The sequence below is a fragment of the Azospirillum sp. OGB3 genome (assembly GCF_014192915.1).
In the GTDB taxonomy this organism is placed as follows: domain Bacteria; phylum Pseudomonadota; class Alphaproteobacteria; order Azospirillales; family Azospirillaceae; genus Azospirillum.
Genome location: NZ_JACHYN010000011.1, coordinates 96,393 through 117,057, shown reverse-complemented (window position 1 = coordinate 117,057; position 20,665 = coordinate 96,393). Strand labels below are relative to the sequence as shown.

Below are 20,665 nucleotides of genomic sequence, written 5' to 3'. Positions count from 1 at the left end.
GGCCGTCACACCGGCTCTCTGGTTTCCGCCGGCTCCGCCTTGGATGCGTGATGGTGGCCGCGGGCGACGCGCAACGCGAGGATCGGCTCCAGTTCCTCCGCCAGCACCGGGCGGCTGAACAGATAGCCCTGGAAGCTCTCGCATTTCAGGCTGCGCAGAAGCTGGAGCTGCGCCTCCGTCTCCACCCCCTCGGCGACGACCGACAGGCCCAGGCTGCGCCCCAGCCCGACGATGGCCCGCGGGATGGAATCGCCGGCCCCGTCCTGCTCCAGGTCGTGGATGAAGGAGCGGTCGATCTTCAGCTTGTCGATCGGGAAGCGGTGCAGGTAATTGAGCGAGGAGTAGCCGGTGCCGAAATCGTCCAGCGCGATGAGGCAACCGCGCTGCTTCAGCGCGCGCAGCGTCGCGATGGCCGACGGGATGTCGTCGATCAGGGTGCCCTCGGTCACCTCGATCTCCAGCTCCCAGCCCTGGAGGCCGTTGCGGTCGAGCGCGGCGGCCACCTTGGCGGGAAGCTGCCCGCCGCGGAACTGCTGGGCTGAAACGTTCACCGCGACCGGCACCGTCAGGCCGATCTGGTCGCGCCAGAGGCGGATCTGGGCGCACACCTCGTCCAGCACCCAATCGCCGATGGCCTGGATCAGGCCGGTCTCCTCGGCCACCGGAAGGAAGCGGTTCGGCATGATGAGGCCGGCCTCCGGATGGCGCCAGCGCAGCAGCGCCTCCACCCCGACCACGAGGTCGTCGGAGATGCGCAGCTGCGGCTGGTAGACGAGGAACAGTTCCCGGTTCTTCAGGGCACGGCGCAGCGCCGCCTCCAGGTCCAGCCGTTCACGGGAGCGTGCGCCCATCTCGCGCGTCACGAAGCGGAAGGCGTTCCGGCCGGCGTCCTTGGCGTTGTACATGGCGATGTCGGCGCAGCGGATCAGCCCCTCCGCATCCTCCGCATCGTCGGGGAACAGGCTGATGCCGATGCTGGGGGACACCACGAAGTTCCGCCCGCCGATGGTGAAGGGCGCGGCGAGCTGGGCCATCACCTTCTCCGCCACCGCGGCGGCCACGCCCGGCGTCTCGATGTGCGGGACGACGATCAGGAATTCGTCGCCGCCCAGCCGGCCGACCGTGTCCGACGGACGCATCGCGCCATGCAGTCGCCGCGCCACAGACCGCAGCACCTCGTCGCCGAAGGAATGTCCCAGACTGTCGTTGATGATCTTGAAGCGGTCCAGATCGATGAACAGGACGGCAACCCGCGCACCGTCGCGTCGCGCCTCCCTGGCCGCCTGGGCGATGCGGTCGAACAGCAGGACGCGGTTGGGCAGTCCGGTCAGCGGGTCGTAATGGGCCAGATAGTGGACATGCTGCTCGGCGCGCCGCTTGTCGCCGATGTCCTCGACGAAGGCCATGACGAAGGGCGGGTCGCCGGGCGTGATCACCGGCTGGAAATGCACGGAGAAATGGCTGTGCCGCCCGCCGGCCAGCAGGAGACGGTCGACCTCCAGCCGCACGCTCTGCCCGGCGATGGCGGAGTCGATGGCGGCGCTCACCGCCGGGTCCTGGGCGCGCAGCCTCGCATCGGTTCCGATCAACCCGTCGCGCGGCACCCCGACCGCGCGGGCGAAGGCGGGGTTGCAGTCGGTGATCCTGGCGTCCGGCCCGATGAGGGCGATGCCCAGCGGCGCCTGATTGAACAGCAGGTCCAGTTCCGTCTCGCGCCGGCGCAGAGAGGCGGTGATGCGCCCGGCGATCACCAGCGCCCGGTGGCGCGTCACCGCCAGTGCCCACAGCAGGGCGGACAGCAGCAGGCTGAGCGACAGCCCCGTCGCCAGGACCAATGTCGGTTTCCAGTGGTCCAGCCCCTCCTCGAAGCTCGACCGGCTCTCGTACTGGACCGACCAGACGCGGTTGCCCAGCGCGATGTCACGGCTCGCGGTCAGCAAAGGCCGGTCCGGCGCGTCCGGGCGGCCGCGGTAAAGCGGAACCCCGCCGCGCCCTTCGAAGACCGTGGCCGCGACGTCGCCCATCCGGCCGAACACGGACTCGGCCAGCGGCGCGAACTGGATCGGGGTCATCACCACGCCGGCGAAGGTGGCGCGCCGCTGCTCCTGCGTGGCGGGACTTCGTCCATCGCGGTAGACGGCTTGGAGGACCATGACGGCTGGCGGCGTGGGCTCGCCTTCGTCAGGCCCCAGGCCGGGGACGCGGACGACCGTCGGATCGCCGCTGTCCCGTGCCTGTTCCACGGCGGCGCGGCGCACCGGTTCCGCCAGCAGATCGTAGCCGAGCGTGCGCAGGGCGCGTTCGTTGACAGGCGCGGCGTACAAGGTGACGAGACGCATCGGACCGATCGTGTCCGGCCAGATCCGGAAGCTGCGCAGCCCGTCCATACGGGCCTCCGTCACCAGCTCCGGGCCGGTCCATTGATCGACGACACGCGCGAAGGCGACGACGGTGATCGCCGGAAAGCGCTCTGCAAGGTGCAGCCCGTCGACGAACCGGTTCCACTCCGCGCGCTTCACCTCGGGATAGGCGGTGAACAAGGCGGCGGCCGAGCGCGTCACTTGGACATGGACCTGAATCTGGTTCTCGAAGCGGCGGTGCAGTTCCTCCACCCTGAGGGCGAACCGTCCTTCGGCGTCCGCGGCGACGCGCTGGCGGGTGTCGTGCCAGACCACAACGGTCAGGACGAGCGCGGCCAGCAGAACCAGAAGAGGAAGGCGTTTGGGGACGGCCACCGGTTCCGTCGCGGAAGCGCCCATGGAATCGGCGGCGGACTCGCCCGGCGCAAGGTCGATCGGATCGGGGCTGGAAGACCTCTGCATGGGGCCGTACCGAAGCTGCCTGTGACGCCGCCTGCATGGAGTGCATCCGGGCAACCGACGCGCGCCGGTAGACCTTAACCAGAATGAGCCCGTGCGAGAAGCGCATAAATGGGGCCCAAATCACCCAGCGCGTGCGGCGGCGTTCAAAATTCCTGCAGAACCTTGGGGCTGTTCTGCAAAAGGGTTTCGATCATGCCGAGGATCTGCTCGATCTTGGTGCGGGTGGCATCCAGCTCGTCCGCCGTCTTGTCGTCGATGCCGGCCTCCATCAGCATCATGTCGAAGGCGTTCAGCGTCTCGGAAAAGGCCTTCTGCTCCGCCTGAAGCACGTCGAAGGCGCCGAGCGAGCTGGTCAGCGCCAAGGGCGGGTCGCTGACGAAGGCGTAACTGATGTCGGTGAAATGGGCGATCGCCGTCAGCTTCTGCCGGATCACCCATTGCGGAAAGTTCGGCGGCAGGTCGTTCCCCGTCTCCGGCAGACGCTCCTGAATGGAGAAAACCAGCCCCTGAATGTCCAGATAGGCGTTCCGGATCTCGCGGAAATGGGGAAAGGTCTTGGGCTTGCCGGCGTTGCGGACACGGCCCAGCCGGGCGTTGTCGTCGGTCAGCTTGCGCGCCATCTGGACCACGATGTTCGCCACCTTCCCCATCGCCCCGTCATCCTTTTGCTTCGCGGCTGTCACGGATCTATAGCATGCAGGGACCGGCCGATGGCAGGGCGTTCACTCCGCCGTCCGCCCCGTCGCCTGCGGCAGGCGGTCGCCCACCCCGCGGAGCAGCGCGTCGCGCGCCGCGTCGTCGGGGGCGGCGTCCAGCGCCCGGTGCAGGTCCAGCAGGAAGGCGGCGTAGCGGTTGTGCCAGTCCCGCCCGGCGGACACGGCCTGCGGCTCCAGCCGCGGCGGGCCGCCCTCGGCGGTGGCCGGCGCCCGCGCGGGGGCGGGGGCGGTCAGGTCGGCCACCTCGTCCAGCTCGGGCAGGCGGATCAGCGCCGGGTCCCAGCCGCGGCGGACCAGGGCGTCGCGCAGGCCGGCACAGGCGTCCTCCTCGCCATGGACCAGGAACAGGCCGCGCCCCACCCCCTGCCGCGCCGTCACCCAGGACAGCAGGCCGCTGCGGTCGGCGTGGCCGGAATAGACGTCCAGCGAGCGGATGCGGGCACGCACCGCGATCTCCTCGCCATGGATGCGGACGCTGGCCGCCCCCTGCTGCAACAGGTGGCCCAGCGTGCCCGGCGCCTGGTAGCCGACCAGCAGGACGGTGGCCTCCGGGCTCCACAGATGGTTCTTCAGGTGGTGGCGGATGCGCCCGGCGTCGCACATGCCGCTGGCCGCCATGATGATGGCGCCGCCCTTGATCGCGTTGAGCCTCTGGCTTTCCGCCACGGAGCGCACGCGGTGCAGGTTGGGCCGGGCGAAGGGATCGTCGCCGGTGCCGAGATCGGCCAGATGGCGGCGGAACACCCCGGTGAGGGAGTCGGCCAGCGGCGAGTCGAGAAACACGTCGACCAGCGGGATCTCGCCGCCGTCGAACAGCCGGTGCAGGTCGTAGAGAAGCTCCTGCGTGCGCTCCACCGCGAAGGCCGGGATCAGCAGCGGGCCGCCCGCGGCGAGCGCCCCCCGCACCTCGTCGCGCAGCAGGGCCTGCCGCTCGGCCTCGCCGACCTCGACCCGCTCGCGGTTGCCGTAGGTGGTCTCCAGCACCATCCAGTCGGGCCGCGGCGGTCCCTCCGCGTCGGCGTGGAAGGACTTGCCGCCGGGGCCGAGGTCGCCGGAGAACAGGATCGTCTCGGCCGTCCCACCGCGCGTCACCTCCAGCTCGACCGAGGCCGAACCCAGGATGTGCCCGGCCGGCCAGAAGCGGGCGCGGATCCCGCGCAGCACCGTCACCCATTCCCCGTAATCGACCGCGTGCAGGTGGCGGATGGCCGCCTGGGCGTCGGCCTGGGTGTAGATCGGCTCCACCGCCGGGCGCCCGCGCTGGCGGTTGCGGCGGTTCAGCCGCTCGACCTCCGTCTCCTGGATGTAGCCGCTGTCGGGCAGCATGTAGGCCAGCAGGTCGGCGGTGCCGGCGGTGGCGTGCACCCGCCCCTTGAAGCCCTGGCGGACCAGCTTCGGCAGCAGGCCGGAATGGTCGATGTGCGCGTGTGTCAGCAGCACCGCCTTCACGGCGGACGGCTTGAAGGGAAAGGGCCGGTAGTTCAGCTCCTTGACCGTCTTGGTGCCCTGGAACAGGCCGCAGTCGATCAGCAGGTCGCCGTCGCCGGTCCGGATGCGGAAGCAGGAGCCGGTGACCGTGCCGACGGCGCCGTGGAAGGTGAGGGACAGTGTCATGGCGAAACCCCGCCTTGTTGTGCCCTGTCCCCTATCCTGCCTGACGAAGGGTTACCGGCCCGTCAACGGGGCGCCACCAAAGCGTCGGCGATCAGCCGGGCGAGCGGCAGGGCGTTGCTGGGGTGCGGAACCCCGTCGCAGGACAACGGCGTTCCCAGCCCTTCGGATTGGAAACGGGCGGCCACCGCCGCGTCGAACAGGGCATGCACCCCGAACACCCGGACCGACGCCGCGCCCGCGGACCGCGCGGCCCGCGCGCAGGAGAAGATGGTCTCGCCGGAGCTGATGACGTCGTCGACGATCACCACGGGCCGTTCGGCCAGCGGCGCATCGGCGGGCAAAGTCACCGTCACGTCGCGGTCGCCGCGCCGCTCCTTCCGCCCGACCAGGGCGGTGAGGCCGAGCGGCCCGGCCACCGCCTCGACCAGCGGGGCGGCCTCCTCGTCCGGGCCGACGACCACGGTGCCGGGCGCGACCCCATCACGGCGCAGCCGCTCGGCGATGGCCCCGGCGCCGCTGAGGCAGACCGAGGGACGCCCGACGAACACCTCGTCCAGCGTGTGGGTGCGGTGCAGGTGCGGCTCCACGCAGACGAAGCGGTCGAACAACCGGCCCAGCCAATCCCCCACCACCGTCTGGCTTACCGGCTCGCCCGGGCGGAACACCGCGTCCTGGCGCATGTAGGCCATGTAGGGAGCGACGAGGCACAGCTCCGTGGCACCCTGCCGGCGCAGGACGGAGGCGGCCAGCGCCAATTCCACCAGCTTGTCGTTCGGGCGGTCGAGCGAGCGGTAGACCACCGCGCGCTCCACGGGTTCGGGCAGGCGGACGAGGCTTTCGCCATCCGGAAAGCGGTGCAGTTCGGCGATGTGGCAGGGAACGTTCAGGGCCTCGGCCAGACGCCGCGCGCCGTCCGCCGATTCCGGAAATCCGTAGACGCCCGTATAGCGGGCCATGCTGTCCCCTCTGCGTTGCGCGCCCGGACATGGGCGCCCCGTAAGGCCGGTACTATGCCGCAAGGGCCGCGGCGGGGCGACCACGACCTTAGGCGCAACGTTACCGTGAAGGCGATAGGACGGCAGGAACGGACGCCCACAAATAACGCTCGGACGTCCACCGCTCATTGACCGCAGACGAAGGTATGAGGCAGTTTCCCGCCATGCGCGTGCTCATTGCCGACGATACGGTCCTGATGCGCACCATGCTTTCGGAGCAGGTGGCGTCTTACGGGCATGAGGTGATCCTGGCCAGGGATGGCCGGGAAGCGCTGGAGCGCGCCCAGGCCGAACCCTTCGACATCGCCATCATCGATTGGGAGATGCCGTGGCTGTCGGGGCTGGAGGTGTGCTGGCATCTGAAGGCCGACCCACGGACCGCCTACAGCTACCTGATCCTGATGACGTCCCACGACGAACCCTTCTATGAGATGAAGGCGCTGGACGCCGGGGCGGACGACTTCATCCACAAGCCGGTCAACCGCGCCCACCTGAAGGCGCGGTTGAAGGCGGGCGGCCGAATCACCGAAATGCACCGGCTGCTGGTCGCGCAGGCGCAGACCGACCCGCTGACCGGCGTCGCCAACCGGCGCGCCCTTTTGGACCGTGCGGACGAGGAGATCCGGCGGGCGCAGCGGTCGCGGCAGCCTCTGTCCCTGCTGATCGCCGACATCGACCATTTCAAGCGCATCAACGACAGCCGCGGCCACGCCGCCGGGGACGAGGCGTTGCAGCGCTTCGTCCAGACGTTGGGCGACGCCCTGCGTCCCGGCGACCTGATCGGGCGCTACGGCGGCGAGGAGTTCGTGGTCCTGCTCCCCAACACCGCTCTGGCAGATGCGTCGGTCGTGGCGGAGCGCTTGCGCCGGCGCGTCGCGGCACAGGAAATGGGGCTGAACGGCGATCCCTTCCGCATGACCGCCAGCTTCGGCGTCGCGCCCGTCGCGCCGGACGCGCCCGGCGGCATCGATGACGCGCTCCGGGTGGCCGACGCCGCGCTGTATCGGGCCAAGGCCGCAGGGCGGAACCGCGTGGTCCCCTCCCCTTAAACCGTTCACGCCCTGCCCTTCCCACCCGTCTCCGGCAGCGGAGCCAACGGGATGCGGGGGAAAAGGCGATGCGCCATGTCCATGTGGCGTTTCTGGAGGGGACGAAGGTCCTGATCGTCCGGCGGCGCGAGGTCAGCACCTGGTGGGGCCGCGGTCCGGCGGAGCCGCGGGTCGTCGACGCGGCGGGCCAATGGGCGGTTCCCGGCGGCGGCTACGAGAGCGTCACCAGCCCGCTCGCAGCACTTCAACGCCTGTTCCACGAGCAGACCGGACTCGCCTTCCCCGATTGCCGCTCGGCGGAGCCCTGGCGCCCGACATCGCGGAGTTTCACGCTGTATTTCGTTCCGGTGACCGGGCTGGAGTCGCTGGCCTCCTCGATCACCCTGCGGGTCGCGCCATCCGCCGTCACGCCCGGGCGCCCGGCGGGCGGCGCCATCGTGAATTGGGAACTGTCCTCAGCCCACGTCGTACCGCTTGCCAAGGTTGTCGCCCATCTGGGGGTGCGGCAGCCCGTTTCCCATGAGAATCAGCTCGCCATCACCCGGCAGGCGATGCGTTTGCCATCCTCCCAGTCGATCGAGCGCTACGCGACCATGGCCGCCATCATCGCCCTGCAGTAAGTCCGTCGCGGCGGCCTCAGCCCTTGCCTTCGGGCGGGGTGCGGGCAGCGGTGGCGGCGAGGTACTGCGCCGCCGTGCGCAGCAGGAACTCCGCCACCGCCATGTCGCCGAGGTCGCGGTCGGGACCGCCCAGCCGGTGGCGGCGGTCGGCGTCGATCAGGCCGGTGGCGATCACCTGCGCGGTCAGCCACGCCCGCTGCTCATCATCCGGCACCCCGGCCATGCGCTCCAGCATCTCGTTGCAGGCATGGTCGATCGTCCCCAGGCCGGGCCGGTCGGACGACAGGTAGCTGGTCTCGTTGCGCGGCGCCGGCTCCCCGACGTAGGAGCGGGCGAGCAGCGCCGTCTCCAAGGTCAGGCGGAAGGCGGTGCGGCGCGGCCGTCCCTTCCGCCGCAGGCGCAGCGCCATCATGGTGAAGAGTTGGGCCACCGCCTCGACCCGCTCCGCCGGCACCTCGTCGAGAATGTCGACGATCTCGGCGCTGACGGCGTTGCGCGGCGCCGTCTCGCCGGGCCGCACCACCGCGGTGGCGAAGACGGCGATCAAGGTGCGCAAGGCGTCGGCCTGCTCCACGGGAGAGATGCGGCCGATCTGGGCGGGGTCGAACATGGGGCGCTCCGCTCTGGCTGGGAGGGATCAACAACTCCTCCCAGCAATGTTGGAACGCGGAGGGCGGTCAGGAATCCCCCTCCTTCGGGTCGATGGTCTCCGCCCGACGGCTGATCAGCTGGTAGAGTCCGAGCCCAAGCACCATGAAGACGATGACCATCAGGAGGATGGCCGGATAGACCATGTCGCTCATCTGCGAGGTCCGCGCCTCGAACACCAGCACCAGCCCTTCCAGGCTGGCGGCGATGATGATGGTGGTCAGGAACTTGGTCAGGGTGCGCCGCGCCTCGTCGGCGTGCCGCAACTCGCGGTCGTGCTCCAGCTCCTCCTCGTAGAGATACTTGGCGATTTCGAAGACGGCGATGGCCAGAACGATCATGCCGACACCGTCCAGCAGCCCGTGCGTCGTCGCCTCGATGTCGAGGAGCAGAAGGCTGTGAAAGACCGAGTAAGCGGCGACGCCGATGAACACCAGGGCGAACAGCATCAACACGCCGGTCGCCAGAAAATACATGACCCGCGATGCCTTCTGAAATCCGTTCCCCACGATGCGCTTCCCTTCCCGACGCCGGTGTCTGTCCTGCGGCTGTCAACGCATAGTCCCGGCTTTCGGACCGCAGCCTTGCGGGTCACCCCGGAAGGGAAGGTGGAACCGGCGGCCCGGCGGGCGTGTTTGGATCAAGGCAGCACAGGGGATTGTGCCTCCTCGACAGGCTCCGCCGCGCTCCCTGAAGCGGCGGAGCCTTTCTTTTCCTGCCCCTTGTCTTCTCCTGCCCCTTGCGTTTATGGCTGCGGTGCCGGACCACGCCGACCACGGAACCGCCCCATGCCCGAGACCCCGCCGCCCTCCGCCGAGTCCCTTCACGCCCTGCTCGACCGCTACCTGCGCTGCCCGTCCGAGCCGCTGCGCGGGGAATTGAACCAAGCTCTGACCGCCTTCCAGACGGCCTGGATACACGCCCGCGCCGGGCTGGACGCCCCGCCGGCGGCTCCACCCGCCCCCACCGCGCCGAACCGCACCCCACCGAAGCCCAAATTCCCCATCGCCGCCGCCGATCTGGCGGTGCTGGAGCGGATGGCCGAGGGCTGGGTCCCCACCGCGGCCGAGGTTCCCCGCTGGGTCTGGTTCGAGAACCGGGAACTGGTGACGATGGAGCCCAACCCCGCCGGCAGCGGGCCGGAGGTGATGCGCCTCGCCGCCGCCGGCTGGGCCGCGCTGGGCCGCCGGCCGGGCTGAGGACCGGCCGCCAAGAGGTGCGGCCAACAAAAAAGGGAGGCCGAAGCCTCCCTTTTCCTCTCAGCGACCGGCTCCGGCTTACTTCGGAACCTTGCCCTGCACACCCTCGACATACCAGTCCATCTTCAGGATCTGCTCGTCGGTGGCCTGCTTGCCCTCGGCGATCACGACCTTGCCGGACTGGTCCTTCACCGGCCCCTGGAAGGAGTGGCGCTTGCCTTCCATGATGTCGGTGCGGGTCTTCTCCGCCGCCGCGACGACATCCGCCGGGAGCGCCGGGTTGTAAGGGGCCAGGAACAGCATGTGGTCCTTGAAGCCGCCCCAGGTGTCCTGCGACTTCCAGGAGCCGTCCAGAGCCGCCTTGACGCGGTTCACGTAATACTCGCGCCAGTCGTCCACGATGGCGGTCAGGTGCGCCTTCGGGCCGAAGCGGGTCATGTCCGACGACTGGCCGAACACCCACAGGCCACGCTCCTGCGCGACCTGGATGGCCGCCGGGCTGTCGGTGTGCAGGGAGATCACGTCGGCGCCCTGGTCGATCAGCGCCTTGGCGGCCTCGGCTTCCTTGCCGGGATCGTACCAGCTGTTCACCCAGACGACGCGCACCTCGGCCTTCGGGTTCACCTCGCGCATGGCGATGGTGAAGGCGTTGATGCCGCTGACCACCTCGGGGATCGGGAAGGAGCCGATGTAGCCGATGATGTTCGACTTGGTCATCTTGCCGGCGATCTGGCCGATGACCGTGCGGGCCTCGTAGAAGCGCGCCGAGTAGGTGGCGACGTTGGCCGAGCGCTTGTAGCCGGTGGCGTGCTCGAACTTCACGTCGGGATGGCGCTGCGCGACCTTCAACGTCGGGTTCATGAAGCCGAAGGAGGTCGTGAAGATCAGCTTGTGGCCGGAAGAGGCCAGCTGCTCAATCACGCGCTCGGCGTCGGCGCCCTCGGGCACGTTCTCGACGAAGGTGGTGGTGACCTTGTCGCCCAGTTCCTTCTCCACGGCCAGGCGGCCCTGGTCGTGCTGGTAGCTGTAGCCGTGGTCGCTGATCGGACCGACGTAGACGAAGCCGACCTTCATCTTCTCCTGCGCGCCGGCCGCGCCGACGCCCAGCGCCAGCATGGCGGCGCCGGTGGCCAGACCCATCAGGGCCTTGCCCATGGTCCTTCTGTTCACGTGTTTGCTCCCTGATCCAATTGATTGAGCACGAACGTAAGACTTGCGAACATCCCGGAGCCTGTCAGGCATCGGCCCATCAGGCGTCCGGATGGAAAACCTTCCCGAGGCTGGCCGGCGCGTTCAGCCGGATCCGGGCGACATCCCGTGAAATCACCACCAGGACGATGACGGTAGCCAGATAAGGCAGCATCGACAAGAGTTGTGACGGAATGTCGATTCCCAGCCCCTGGACGTGGAGCTGCGCGATGGTCACCCCGCCGAACAGCCAGGCTCCGAGCAGCACGCGGCCCGGCTTCCAGGTGGCGAAGACCACCAGCGCCAGCGCGATCCAGCCGCGCCCGGAGGAAATGCCCTCCGCCCACATCGGGGTGTAGTCGAGTGACAGAAAGGCCCCGGCCATGCCGCTCATCGCGCCGCCGAACAGCACGGCGAGGAAGCGGATGCGGATGACCTTGTAGCCGAGCGCGTGGGCGGCCGCGTGGTTCTCGCCGACCGCGCGCAGGATCAGCCCCTTGCGCGTGGCGTAGAGGAACCAGTGCACCGCCGGCACCGCCGCCAGCGCCAGATAGACCAGCGCGTCCTGCCCGAACAGCGCCTTGCCGATCACCGGCAGGTCGGTCAGGCCGGGGATGTAGAGTTCCGGCACGTCGGCGATGGGGATGCCGACGAAGCCCTGCCCGATCAGCGCCGACAGGCCGACGCCGAACAGCGTCAGCGCGAGGCCGGTCGCCACCTGGTTGGCGAGCAGGAGCAGGGTCAGCACGCCGAACAGCGCCGCCATGCCCGCCCCCGCCGCAGCCCCTGCGACGAATCCGGCGGTGGAACTGCCGGTCTGCACTGCCACGGCGAAGCCGCAGACGGCGCCCACCAGCATCATGCCCTCGACGCCGAGGTTCAGGACGCCGGACTTCTCCACCACCAGTTCGCCGAGGGCTGCGAACAGCAGCGGCGTGGCGGCCGCCAGCATGGCTGCGAGGATCGGGCCGAGAAGGGCCAGTTCGGCGCTCATGCCGCAGCCCTCCCAACGACGGCCCGTTTTGCGCCGAAGCGCACGCGGTAGCGGATCAGCACGTCGGTCGCCAGCAGGAAGAACAGCAGCATGCCTTGGAACACGCCGGTGATGGCTTTGGGCAGGCCGAGCGCGATCTGCGCCGCCTCGCCGCCGATGAAGGAGAGCGCCATCAGGAAGCCGGCCAGCAGGATGCCCACCGGGTGCAGCCGCCCCAGGAAGGCGACGATGATGGCGGTGTAGCCGTAGCCGGGGGAGATGGTCGGGTTCATCTGGCCGATCGGCCCGGCGACCTCGCCCAGACCGGCCAGACCGGCCAGCGCGCCGGACAGCAGCAGCGTCAGCCAGATGATCTTCTTCTGGTTGAAGCCGGCGTAGCCCGCCGCCGTCGGGGTCAGGCCGATGACCTTGATCTGGAAGCCGATGAAGGTCCGCGCCATCAGGAACCAGCCCGCCGCCACAGCCAGCAGGGCGAACAGCGATCCCAGATGGACGCGCGTCCCGGCGACGAGCAGCGGCAGCACCGCGTCGGCCTCGAACAGGCGGGATTCCGGGAAGGCGAAGCCGTCCGGGTCGCGGTAGGGGCCGTGCATCAGGTAGTTCAGCAGATGCAGCGCCACATAGTTCAGCATCAGGCTGGTCAGGATTTCGCTGGCGTTGAAGCGCACCCGCAGGAAGGCGGGGATCGCCGCCCACAGCGCGCCGCCGGCCATGCCCGCGACGATCATCAGCGGCAGCAGCCACCAGCCGCCCTCGCCGTAGAAGGCCAGCGCCAGACCGCCGCCGGTGATGGCGCCGAGCGTGAGCTGCCCTTCGGCCCCGATGTTCCAAACGTTGGCGCGGAAGCCGATGGCGAGGCCGATCGCGCAGAGCACCAGCGGGGTCGCCTTGACCGCCAGCTCACCGAGGCCGCGCAGCGACATCAGCGGCGCGATGAAGAAGGCGTGCAGCGCCTTCACCGGGTCGAAGCCCATGGCCCAGAACAGCAGGAAGCCGCTGGCGAGCGTGAGCGCGACCGCCAGCAGCGGCGTGGCGTAGACCATCGCGCGCGACGCCTCGCCGCGGGGTTCGAGACGGAGGAGGGTCATGAAAAGGCTCCGACGCACGTCGTCCCCTCTCCCGCCCCGGGAGAGGGTGGCCGCCGCAGGCGGCCGGGTGAGGGTGACGCGAGGATCAGGCGCTTTTTCCACGCCGAACCCTCACCCTTCCCGCGCGCGGCGCGGGCCCCTTCCCTCTCCCGGGACGGGAGAGGGGGCAAGTCGCGTTCACACCGCACGGTCCACCTCATCCTCATCGGGCGGGTGGTTGAACAGGCCGCCCATCAGCAGACCGATCTCCTCCACGCTGGTGTGGTGGGTGGGGCGGCTCTCCGACAAATGGCCGTGAAACAGCACGGCGATGCGGTCGCTCAGCACGAACAGCTCGTCCAGGTCCTGGCTGATCACTAGGACGGCGGCGCCGGAACGCGCGAGGTCGATCAGCGCCCGGTGGATCGCCGCCGCGGCACCCGCGTCCACGCCCCAGGTCGGCTGGCCGACCACCAGCAGGCGCGGCTTCTGAAGGATCTCGCGGCCGATGATGAATTTCTGGAGATTGCCGCCCGACAGCGACCGCGCCTCCGCCCGATGACCGTGGGTGACCACGTTGAAGGCGCCGATGATCCGCTCGGCGTAGGAGCGGGCGCGCCCGAAATGGACCAGCCCGCTGCGCACCAGCGGCTCGCGGGCGTAGCCGGAGAGCAGCGCGTTCTCCGACAGGCTCAGCTCCGGCACGGCGCCGCGGCCCAGCCGCTCCTCCGGCACGAAGGCGAGGCCGAGCAGGCGCCGCTCGCGCGGGCCGAGATGCCCGGCGGGCCGCCCTTCGATGGCGACCGACGCCGGGTCCGGCACCAGCGCCTCGCCGCTCAGGGCGGCCATCAGCTCCGCCTGCCCGTTGCCGGCCACGCCGGCGATGCCCAGGATCTCGCCGGCCCGCACCTCGAAGGACACGTCCTTCAGGTTGGTGGCGAAGGGGTTGTCGGAGGTGGTGGAGAGGTGCCGCACCTGGAGCTTCGCCGCCCCGGCCTCGCCCTGCGGCAACCGTTCCGGGGTTGACAGCTCGGTGCCGATCATCATCTCGGCGAGGCTGCGCGCCGTCTCCCGGCGCGGGTCGCAACTCCCCACCACGCGCCCGCCGCGCAGCACCGTGGCGGTGTCGCAGAGCGCGCGGATCTCCTCCAGCTTGTGGCTGATGTAGAGGATCGTGCAGCCCTCCGCCGCCAGCCGGCGCAGAGTCTCGAACAGGCGGGTCGCCTCCTGCGGCGTCAGGACCGAGGTCGGTTCGTCCATGATCAGCAGCTTGGGGTCCTGGAGGAGGCAGCGCACGATCTCCACCCGCTGCCGCTCGCCGACCGACAGGTTGTGGACGTGGCGGCGCGGGTCCAGCGACAGGCCGTAGCGTTCCGACACCTCGGCGATGCGCGCCGACAGCGCGTCCATCGGTCCGGGCTGGTCGAGGCCGAGCGAGATGTTCTCGGCGACCGTCAGCGTGTCGAACAGGGAGAAATGCTGGAACACCATCCCGATGCCCAGCCGGCGGGCGCCCGCCGGGTCTGGGATGTGCGTGTCCTGCCCGTTCCATTGGATCCGGCCGGCGTCGGCGTGCAGGACGCCGTAGATGATCTTCACCAGCGTCGACTTGCCGGCGCCGTTCTCGCCCAGCAGCGCGTGGATCTCGCCCGGCCGAAGGACGAGATCGACCTGATCGTTCGCCAGACAGCCCGGAAAGCGCTTGGTGACGCCGCGCAGTTCGAGCCGGTGCGGTGGGGATGACACGGATGGGGAATCCAAGGAGGCGGACCGGGTAGGGGTGAAGTCGGCAGGGCATTGCCAAAGCCATGCCACTTTCGGAGAGTCTTGCCCGTCAAGGCTGTTCGCCGTCAACAGGGGAAGCGGTTGCCCAGCCTGCGGTCATTCGCCCCGTTTCGGGCGCCTGTCGCAGCCCAACAAAGCGGCAGATGACCCAACAAATCAGCAGTTGCTTCGCACACGGACAGATGCCACGCCGCCGCACGGTTGACAAGAGGCCGCCGTCGTCCTCAGCTATGGGAAGGGCCGCCATTTCCGGCGGCCTTTCCTTATGGAGCTTTTGGAATGAACCGCAAGTCGATGCTCGGCGATCCGCCGCCGATCCGAATCACCCCTCATGACCTCGGGCGTCTCGACGTCCTTCTCGCCCATCTCAGCCAGCCCGCCGGCGTCATCGACTTCCTCCAGCGCGAGGTCGACCGCGCCGATGTCGCGGATTCTTCCGACGGCGGCGGCACGCCCTTCGTCCGGCTCGGCAGCCGGGTCACCTTCGCGGACGACCGGGGCACGCGGCACACCGCCACACTCATCACACCGGACGAAGCGGCCCGGCGCCAGGACGGCATCTCGATCCTGACCCCGGTGGGCGCCGCCCTGCTCGGCCTGTCCGAGGGGCAATCCATCGCCTACGGCACGCTCGACGGCCGCACCAAGTCGGTGCAGGTCCTGCGGATCGAACCTCCAGCCGGCTGACCGCCTACCTGAAGGTCCATCGACCACGGCTTGCACCGTGGCGCGTCCGCGGAAAAGGCGGACGCGCCATGCAAGGGCACAGACCTCGCCACCCTTGCCTCCCCTGCCCCCTTCGCCCAACTATCGGGGACTTGAACGGGACGATCGGAGCAAGGGCATGACGGCGGAACAGGCGGGCTACGCGATCCTGGAGGACCGGGGCGTCATCGCGGTCGCGGGCGAGGACCGGGCGGCCTTCCTGCAAGGGCTGGTGTCCAACGACGTGCGCCGCGTCGCCGAGGACCGCGCCGTCTACGCCCTGTTCCTGACCCCGCAGGGCAAGTTCCTGCACGATTTCCGCATCGCCGAATCGGACGGCGCCCTTCTGCTCGACCCCGAGACGGAGCGGCGCGAGGAATTCCTGCGCCGGCTGAAGATGTACAAGCTGCGCTCCAGGATCACGCTGGAGGACCGCGCCGGCGCCATGCTGGCCGTCGTCCTGTTCGGCGGCGACGCGCTGGCCCGGCTGGGTTTGCCGGAGGAGGCCGGGGCCGCGATCCCCTTCGCGGGCGGCGTCGCCTTCACCGACCCGCGCCTGCCGGCGCTGGGTGCCCGCGCCTTCCTGCCGCGCGACGGCGCCGCTGCGGCGCTGGAGGCGGCGGGCTTCGCGCCGAGCGGGGCGGAGGACTACGACCGGCTGCGCCTGTCGCTCGGCGTTCCGGAGGGCAGCCGCGACCTCACGCCCGACAAGTCGCTGCCCCTGGAGAACGATCTGGACGACCTCAACGCCATCTCCTGGGACAAGGGCTGCTACATGGGGCAGGAACTGACCGCCCGCACCAAGTACCGCGCCCTGATCAAGAAGAAGCTGTTCCCGGTGACGCTGGACGGCCCCCTGCCCGCCCCCGGCACGCCGGTGACGCTGGAGGGCAAGGAAGTCGGCGAGATCCGCAGCGGTTCCGGCTCCTCCGCCCTGGCTTTGTTGCGGCTGGAAGACCTCACCCGTGCGGGGCAAGACGGATTGGTCTTGACAGCCGGAGAGGCCACAGTCACGCCGGCAAAGCCAGTCTGGGCAAGCTTTTGAGTTCTTCGCCACTTTTATTCCCGAAACTTGCACGGACTAGCCGAAAGATTTTTTCGATTTTCCGCGTGACCATTCCCGCCGAGGCCCTGTTGTTGAACTGCCTTACCGAGACAAACCAAGGCACTCGACAGAAACGCCGAAACACGGAGAGGAGTGAGTTATGCGTAGGGAAATCATCGCGGCTGCGTCCGTCCTGGCGCTGATGACCGGCACGGCGATGGCGCAGACCACGTCGCCGACCACCGGCAGCCCCACCACCGGCGCCCCCACCGCGACCGAGATGAACAAAAGCGGCAGCGCCCCGGGTAGCGCCGCGACCGGCAGCGCCACGACCGGCAGCGCCTCGGGCCTGACCGGCGGCACGCTCGCCAGCGCCGAGAACATGATGGGCAAGAACGTCTACGGCACCGACAACGAGAAGGTCGGCGAGGTCGAGGACATCATCCTCGACAGCAACGGCAAGGCCCAGCAGCTCGTGATCTCCTCGGGCGGCTTCCTCGGCATCGGCGAGAAGCAGATCGCCGTGGACATCGGCAACGCCACCTGGGACGCCCAGCAGGAGCGCGTCCAGCTCTCGGGCATGACCCGCGACCAGGTGAAGGACATGGCGGAGTTCGAGTACTCCGACACCACCACCTCGCTGAACCGCAACAAGGACAAGGCCGGCGACACGGTGAACGGCGCGGCGAGCCGCTCCTCCACCGGCACCTCCGGCAGCATGACCGCCCCGGGCGGCGCCACCGGCACCCCGCCGGCCGCCCCGTCGGGCACCGGCCAGTAATCGCCGGTCCGGTCACGAGAAGCCCCCGCGGCCAAGCGCCGCGGGGGCTTTTTCCTGTTCGGAGTCGTGCTTACGGACGGGCGACGTGCCAGACGTTGTTCACACCATCACCGGTGGTGTCGCCCGGCTTGCCGTCCTTGGCCCAACCGTAGAGCGGCTTGCCCTTGTAGGCCCACTGCATGGAACCGTCGTCGCGGGTGACGACGGAATAGTCGCCCATCGCCTTGGCCCCCGCCGGGGCCATCAGCGGCGGCCAGTTGGTGGCGCACTGCCCGTTGCAGGCGGATTTGCCGCCCGAATCGCGGTCGAAGACGTAGAGCGTCATGCCCTTGCTGTCGGTCAGCACGGGGCCGCCGGCCGACTGGCCGGTCTTGGCGGGCATGGCGCCCTGTGCAAAGACGGACGGCGCAACAAGGCCGAGCGTCAAAGCGGTCGCCGCGGCGGCGGCGAAGCGGGTGAAGCGGTGCATGGACGGAACCTCCCTGTCGTGACGGGGCGGGTGATGGAACCCGGCCCTCACTGACAGGACGCCCGCCGCGGCGCTTTATTCCGTCCTCACCCGATGGAGGATCACGCCCGCAGCAGATCGACGAAGCGGCGGCAGGCGGCGATGTCCACGCGCAGGGCGGCGCGGCGCTTGGTCGTCTCCGGGTCCTCGCCCCAGGCTTCGATCTGGAAGGTCTCGTCGAGCTGCGACACCGCGAAGGCCTCCTCGGCGTCGATGTGCCCCTCGACCAGCGCCAGCGCGACGATCAGCGAGCCGCAGGAGCCGGTGGCGGTCTGGAGCGCCGACAGCGTCCAGTCGTCGTAGGCCTCCACCGCGTTGCGCAGGGCGCGCAGCGCCTCGGGCGGTTGCGGCTTGGGCATCAGCCCGGCGTTGACGTGCAGCGGCGCGTCGTAGCGCAGCGTCGCCCAGTCGAGCAGCGGCTGCCAGCGCTGCGCCTGCAACTCCACCAGATTCCGGGGATGCTCCGCGCGGTAGCAGAGCAGGTCCGTCTCCGCATAGGCGGCCACGCCGTCGACGATGGCCGCGCGGCCCTTGCCCATCAGGTCCACCGCCGTGCTGGCGAGCTGCATCAGCGGCATGCTGTCCGGGGCGATGTCCTCGGGCTGCGCGTCCCATTCGGCGGCGACGGCCTGGGCCAGCGGCCAGCTCGCGAAGACCAGCGGCGCCTTGGCCGGGCTGCGGATCGGGCGGTTGTCCAGGCGCACCTCGAAGCCGCCGCCGGCGGCCTCGTCGACGGAGGCGGTCTTGTAGAAGCGCTTCATCAGGGTCCTTCGAATGCTCTCTTAACGGTGCAACAGGTCCAGCACGGCGCCGGCCACCTCGCGCCCGCGATGGACGATGCGGTCGGCCCCGGCGCCCTCCAGCTCGGCCACCGCGTGATAGCCCCAGGAGACGCCGACCGACGCGACCCGCGCGTTGCGGGCCATCTGAATGTCGTAGGTGGTGTCGCCGATCACAACCGTCCGCGCCGCCACCACCCCGGTTTCGGCCAGGGCGCGGTAGACCATGTCGGGGTGCGGCTTGCCGGGGCCGATGTCGCTGGTCTGGAGCGTGACGAAACGGTGCGCCAGCCCGTGGTGGGCCAGCACGGCGTCCAGTCCACGGCGCGACTTGCCGGTCGCCACGCCGAGCAGAACGCCTTCGGCCTCCAGCGCGTCCAGCGTGTCGCGCAGGCCGGGAAACAGCGGCTCGTGCAGGTCGCCGCGGTGGCGCAGCGCCGCGAAGGCGTCCTTGTAGCTTTCCGCGACGGCCACATGGCGCTCGGTGTCGAGGTTCGGCAGCAGGTGCGACACCGCCTGCACCAGCGGCAGCCCGACCATGCGGCGCACCTCCAGCGGGTCCGGCTCGCCCAGTCCGTGAGCGGCCCAGGCGGTGGTCATGGCGTCGATGATGGCGAACTGGCTGTCCACCAGCGTGCCGTCGCAATCGAACAGGGCCAGCCGCAGGGAACGGGCATTCTCTGAGCTGCTCACGGGCATCGCCTCCGGGACACGGGTCGTACCGGACTTATGCGGCTCGCATTGGGAAAGCGCAACTCATACGGCCGGAAAATTATCATTTGAATCGTTTTCCGGCCGTATAATCCGACAGATCAATGCCAGAGCATTGATCGATAGGGTGATGCCAAAGGCATCACTTTGCCGGCTGCGACACCGGGGAGCGCCAATGGAGCAGGTGGACCGCCCCGCCCAGCAGCAGCCCCCAGAAGGCCGAGCCCACCCCGGCGAAGGACAGGCCGGAGGCGGTGACCAGCATGGTGACCAGCGCGGCGGTGCGGTTCGCCTCCACCTGCACGGCGCCCATCAGGGCGGAGCCGAAGGCGCCGACCAGGGCCAGCCCGGCCACCGCCTCGATCAGGATCGGCGGGGAGCGGGTGACCATCACCGCCGTCACCCCGGCCAGCCCGGCGAACAGGATGTAGCCGACGCCGCCGACGAAGGCCGCCTGCCAGCGCCGCGCCGGGTTCGGGTCGGCGTCCGGGCTGGCGCAGAGCGCCGCGGTGATCGCCGCGAGGTTGACGGTCGGTGCACCGCCCAGCGCCGTCAGGGCGGAGGCTGCTCCCGTCGCCAGGAAGATCGGGCGGGTCGGCGGCGCGTAGTTGTAGGTCGCCAGCACGGCGAGGCCGGGGATGTTCTGCGACGCCATGGTGACGACGAACAGCGGCAGCGCGATGCCGACCATCGCCTCCCAGGTGAACACCGGCTGGACGAAGGTCACGCCCGGCCACAGCGCACCGGACAGCGCCGCCCCGCCGGTCGAACCGCCGGAGGAGTCCAGCGCCATCGCCCCCAGCGCCACCGCCACCGCGGCGGGCACGGCGTAGAGACGCGCCACCCGCCCCACCACCGCCCAGGTCGCCAGCACCAGCAGCGCCATCCCCGGCACCTGCGACACCGCCAGGAAGGGGGCCAGGCACAGCTTCAGCAGGATGCCCGCCAGCATGCCGTTGGCCAGCGGCTTGGGGATCGCGGCGATCCAGCGGCCGAGCGGCGACCACAGCCCGGCCAGGACGATCAGCACCCCCGTCACCACGAAGGCCCCCACCGCGGCAGGGAACCCGCCCTCCACCGCGCCGGTGGCGGCGAGCAGCGCCATGCCCGGCGTCGTCCAGGCGATGCTGATCGGCTTGCGCCGGTGCAGGCTGAGCCCCATCGCCGTCAGGCCCATGGCGAGGCCGACCAGGACGAGGCCCGACACCACCTGCTCCGTACTCGCCCCCACGGCGGTCAGGCCATGGATGACCACCGCCACCGAACTGGCGTAGCCGACCAGCGCCGCCAGCAGGCCGGCGCCGACCGCGCGCAGGGAAAGCCCCGTCGAAAGGCCCGTTGCCGGGACGGTGTCGGAAGAGGACATGGCTTGGGACCCTCCATCGGGGGTGCAGGATGATGAGACCGGTGATAGATTGGATCCAATATCCTGGCAAGGG

20 protein-coding genes are annotated in these 20,665 nt (G+C 69.7%); 6 read left to right on the top strand and 14 right to left on the bottom strand.

Going from position 1 to position 20,665, the window contains the following annotated elements; translation table 11 throughout:
• Positions 1-5: 5 nt before the first annotated feature.
• The 4 genes from FHW79_RS20915 to prs form a co-directional block, all read right to left on the bottom strand.
• Entirely contained in the window at positions 6-2,822 is a 2,817-nt protein-coding gene (locus FHW79_RS20915; RefSeq protein ID WP_247884525.1) for an EAL domain-containing protein, read from the bottom strand.
• 143 nt (positions 2,823-2,965) lie between these two features.
• Positions 2,966-3,472: a hypothetical protein gene (locus FHW79_RS20910; protein ID WP_038528447.1), complete on the bottom strand. Its 507-nt coding sequence runs from the start codon at positions 3,470-3,472 to the stop codon at positions 2,966-2,968.
• A gap of 72 nt (positions 3,473-3,544) precedes the next feature.
• A complete protein-coding gene (locus tag FHW79_RS20905; RefSeq protein ID WP_183180723.1) occupies positions 3,545-5,152 on the bottom strand; it encodes an MBL fold metallo-hydrolase in 1,608 nt (535 codons plus the stop codon).
• Positions 5,153-5,214: 62 nt separating this feature from the next.
• A complete protein-coding gene (prs, locus tag FHW79_RS20900) occupies positions 5,215-6,108 on the bottom strand; it encodes a ribose-phosphate diphosphokinase (protein WP_183180722.1) in 894 nt (297 codons plus the stop codon).
• A gap of 203 nt (positions 6,109-6,311) precedes the next feature.
• Here prs and FHW79_RS20895 point away from each other — a divergent pair, with 203 nt between their 5' ends.
• Together FHW79_RS20895 and FHW79_RS20890 are read left to right on the top strand one after the other, a co-directional pair.
• Positions 6,312-7,196 (top strand): diguanylate cyclase, encoded by an 885-nt coding sequence (locus FHW79_RS20895; RefSeq protein WP_183180721.1) that lies wholly within the window; start codon positions 6,312-6,314, stop codon positions 7,194-7,196.
• 68 nt (positions 7,197-7,264) lie between these two features.
• Positions 7,265-7,816 (top strand): NUDIX domain-containing protein, encoded by a 552-nt coding sequence (locus tag FHW79_RS20890; RefSeq protein ID WP_183180720.1) that lies wholly within the window; start codon positions 7,265-7,267, stop codon positions 7,814-7,816.
• Between the two features lie 16 nt (positions 7,817-7,832).
• On the opposite strand, the gene FHW79_RS20885 is transcribed toward FHW79_RS20890, so the two are convergent.
• Complete coding sequence (locus FHW79_RS20885; RefSeq protein ID WP_183180719.1) at positions 7,833-8,426, bottom strand: hypothetical protein; 594 nt, start codon at positions 8,424-8,426, stop codon at positions 7,833-7,835.
• 67 nt (positions 8,427-8,493) lie between these two features.
• On the bottom strand, positions 8,494-8,940 hold the full coding sequence (locus FHW79_RS20880; RefSeq protein WP_038528459.1) for a hypothetical protein: 447 nt from the start codon (positions 8,938-8,940) through the stop codon (positions 8,494-8,496).
• A gap of 312 nt (positions 8,941-9,252) precedes the next feature.
• Here FHW79_RS20880 and FHW79_RS20875 point away from each other — a divergent pair, with 312 nt between their 5' ends.
• On the top strand, positions 9,253-9,663 hold the full coding sequence (locus FHW79_RS20875) for a hypothetical protein (RefSeq protein ID WP_183180718.1): 411 nt from the start codon (positions 9,253-9,255) through the stop codon (positions 9,661-9,663).
• A gap of 78 nt (positions 9,664-9,741) precedes the next feature.
• On the opposite strand, the gene FHW79_RS20870 is transcribed toward FHW79_RS20875, so the two are convergent.
• The 4 genes from FHW79_RS20870 to FHW79_RS20855 all read right to left on the bottom strand — a co-directional run bounded on the left by FHW79_RS20870 (position 9,742) and on the right by FHW79_RS20855 (position 14,658).
• Entirely contained in the window at positions 9,742-10,818 is a 1,077-nt protein-coding gene (locus FHW79_RS20870; RefSeq protein ID WP_183180795.1) for a BMP family ABC transporter substrate-binding protein, read from the bottom strand.
• A gap of 94 nt (positions 10,819-10,912) precedes the next feature.
• Positions 10,913-11,845, bottom strand: coding sequence for an ABC transporter permease (locus tag FHW79_RS20865; RefSeq protein ID WP_183180717.1), 933 nt, complete (start codon positions 11,843-11,845; stop codon positions 10,913-10,915).
• The gene (locus tag FHW79_RS20860) at positions 11,842-12,933 is read right to left on the bottom strand and encodes an ABC transporter permease (protein WP_183180716.1); all 1,092 of its coding nucleotides are present in this window, start codon (positions 12,931-12,933) and stop codon (positions 11,842-11,844) included. Before FHW79_RS20860 ends, FHW79_RS20865 begins: the two co-directional genes overlap by 4 nt.
• 177 nt (positions 12,934-13,110) lie before the next feature.
• On the bottom strand, positions 13,111-14,658 hold the full coding sequence (locus FHW79_RS20855) for an ABC transporter ATP-binding protein (RefSeq protein WP_183180715.1): 1,548 nt from the start codon (positions 14,656-14,658) through the stop codon (positions 13,111-13,113).
• A 318-nt stretch (positions 14,659-14,976) separates the two neighbouring features.
• Here FHW79_RS20855 and FHW79_RS20850 point away from each other — a divergent pair, with 318 nt between their 5' ends.
• From FHW79_RS20850 to FHW79_RS20840, 3 genes are all read left to right on the top strand, one after another.
• Positions 14,977-15,384: a GreA/GreB family elongation factor gene (locus FHW79_RS20850; protein WP_183180714.1), complete on the top strand. Its 408-nt coding sequence runs from the start codon at positions 14,977-14,979 to the stop codon at positions 15,382-15,384.
• 157 nt (positions 15,385-15,541) lie between these two features.
• Positions 15,542-16,447 carry a folate-binding protein YgfZ gene (locus tag FHW79_RS20845; RefSeq protein WP_183180713.1) on the top strand — a complete coding sequence of 302 codons (906 nt, stop codon included), beginning with the start codon at positions 15,542-15,544 and terminating at the stop codon, positions 16,445-16,447.
• Positions 16,448-16,607: 160 nt separating this feature from the next.
• Positions 16,608-17,228, top strand: a complete 621-nt coding sequence (locus FHW79_RS20840; protein ID WP_183180712.1) for a PRC-barrel domain-containing protein — start codon at positions 16,608-16,610, stop codon at positions 17,226-17,228.
• A gap of 70 nt (positions 17,229-17,298) precedes the next feature.
• Here FHW79_RS20840 and FHW79_RS20835 read toward each other — a convergent pair whose 3' ends face one another.
• From FHW79_RS20835 to FHW79_RS20820, 4 genes are all read right to left on the bottom strand, one after another.
• On the bottom strand, positions 17,299-17,697 hold the full coding sequence (locus FHW79_RS20835; protein ID WP_183180711.1) for a hypothetical protein: 399 nt from the start codon (positions 17,695-17,697) through the stop codon (positions 17,299-17,301).
• A 101-nt stretch (positions 17,698-17,798) separates the two neighbouring features.
• Positions 17,799-18,497 (bottom strand): ATP12 family protein, encoded by a 699-nt coding sequence (locus tag FHW79_RS20830; RefSeq protein WP_183180710.1) that lies wholly within the window; start codon positions 18,495-18,497, stop codon positions 17,799-17,801.
• 21 nt (positions 18,498-18,518) lie between these two features.
• Entirely contained in the window at positions 18,519-19,214 is a 696-nt protein-coding gene (locus tag FHW79_RS20825) for an HAD-IA family hydrolase (protein WP_183180709.1), read from the bottom strand.
• Positions 19,215-19,368: 154 nt separating this feature from the next.
• A complete protein-coding gene (locus FHW79_RS20820) occupies positions 19,369-20,592 on the bottom strand; it encodes a benzoate/H(+) symporter BenE family transporter (RefSeq protein WP_183180708.1) in 1,224 nt (407 codons plus the stop codon).
• Positions 20,593-20,665: the final 73 nt, after the last annotated feature.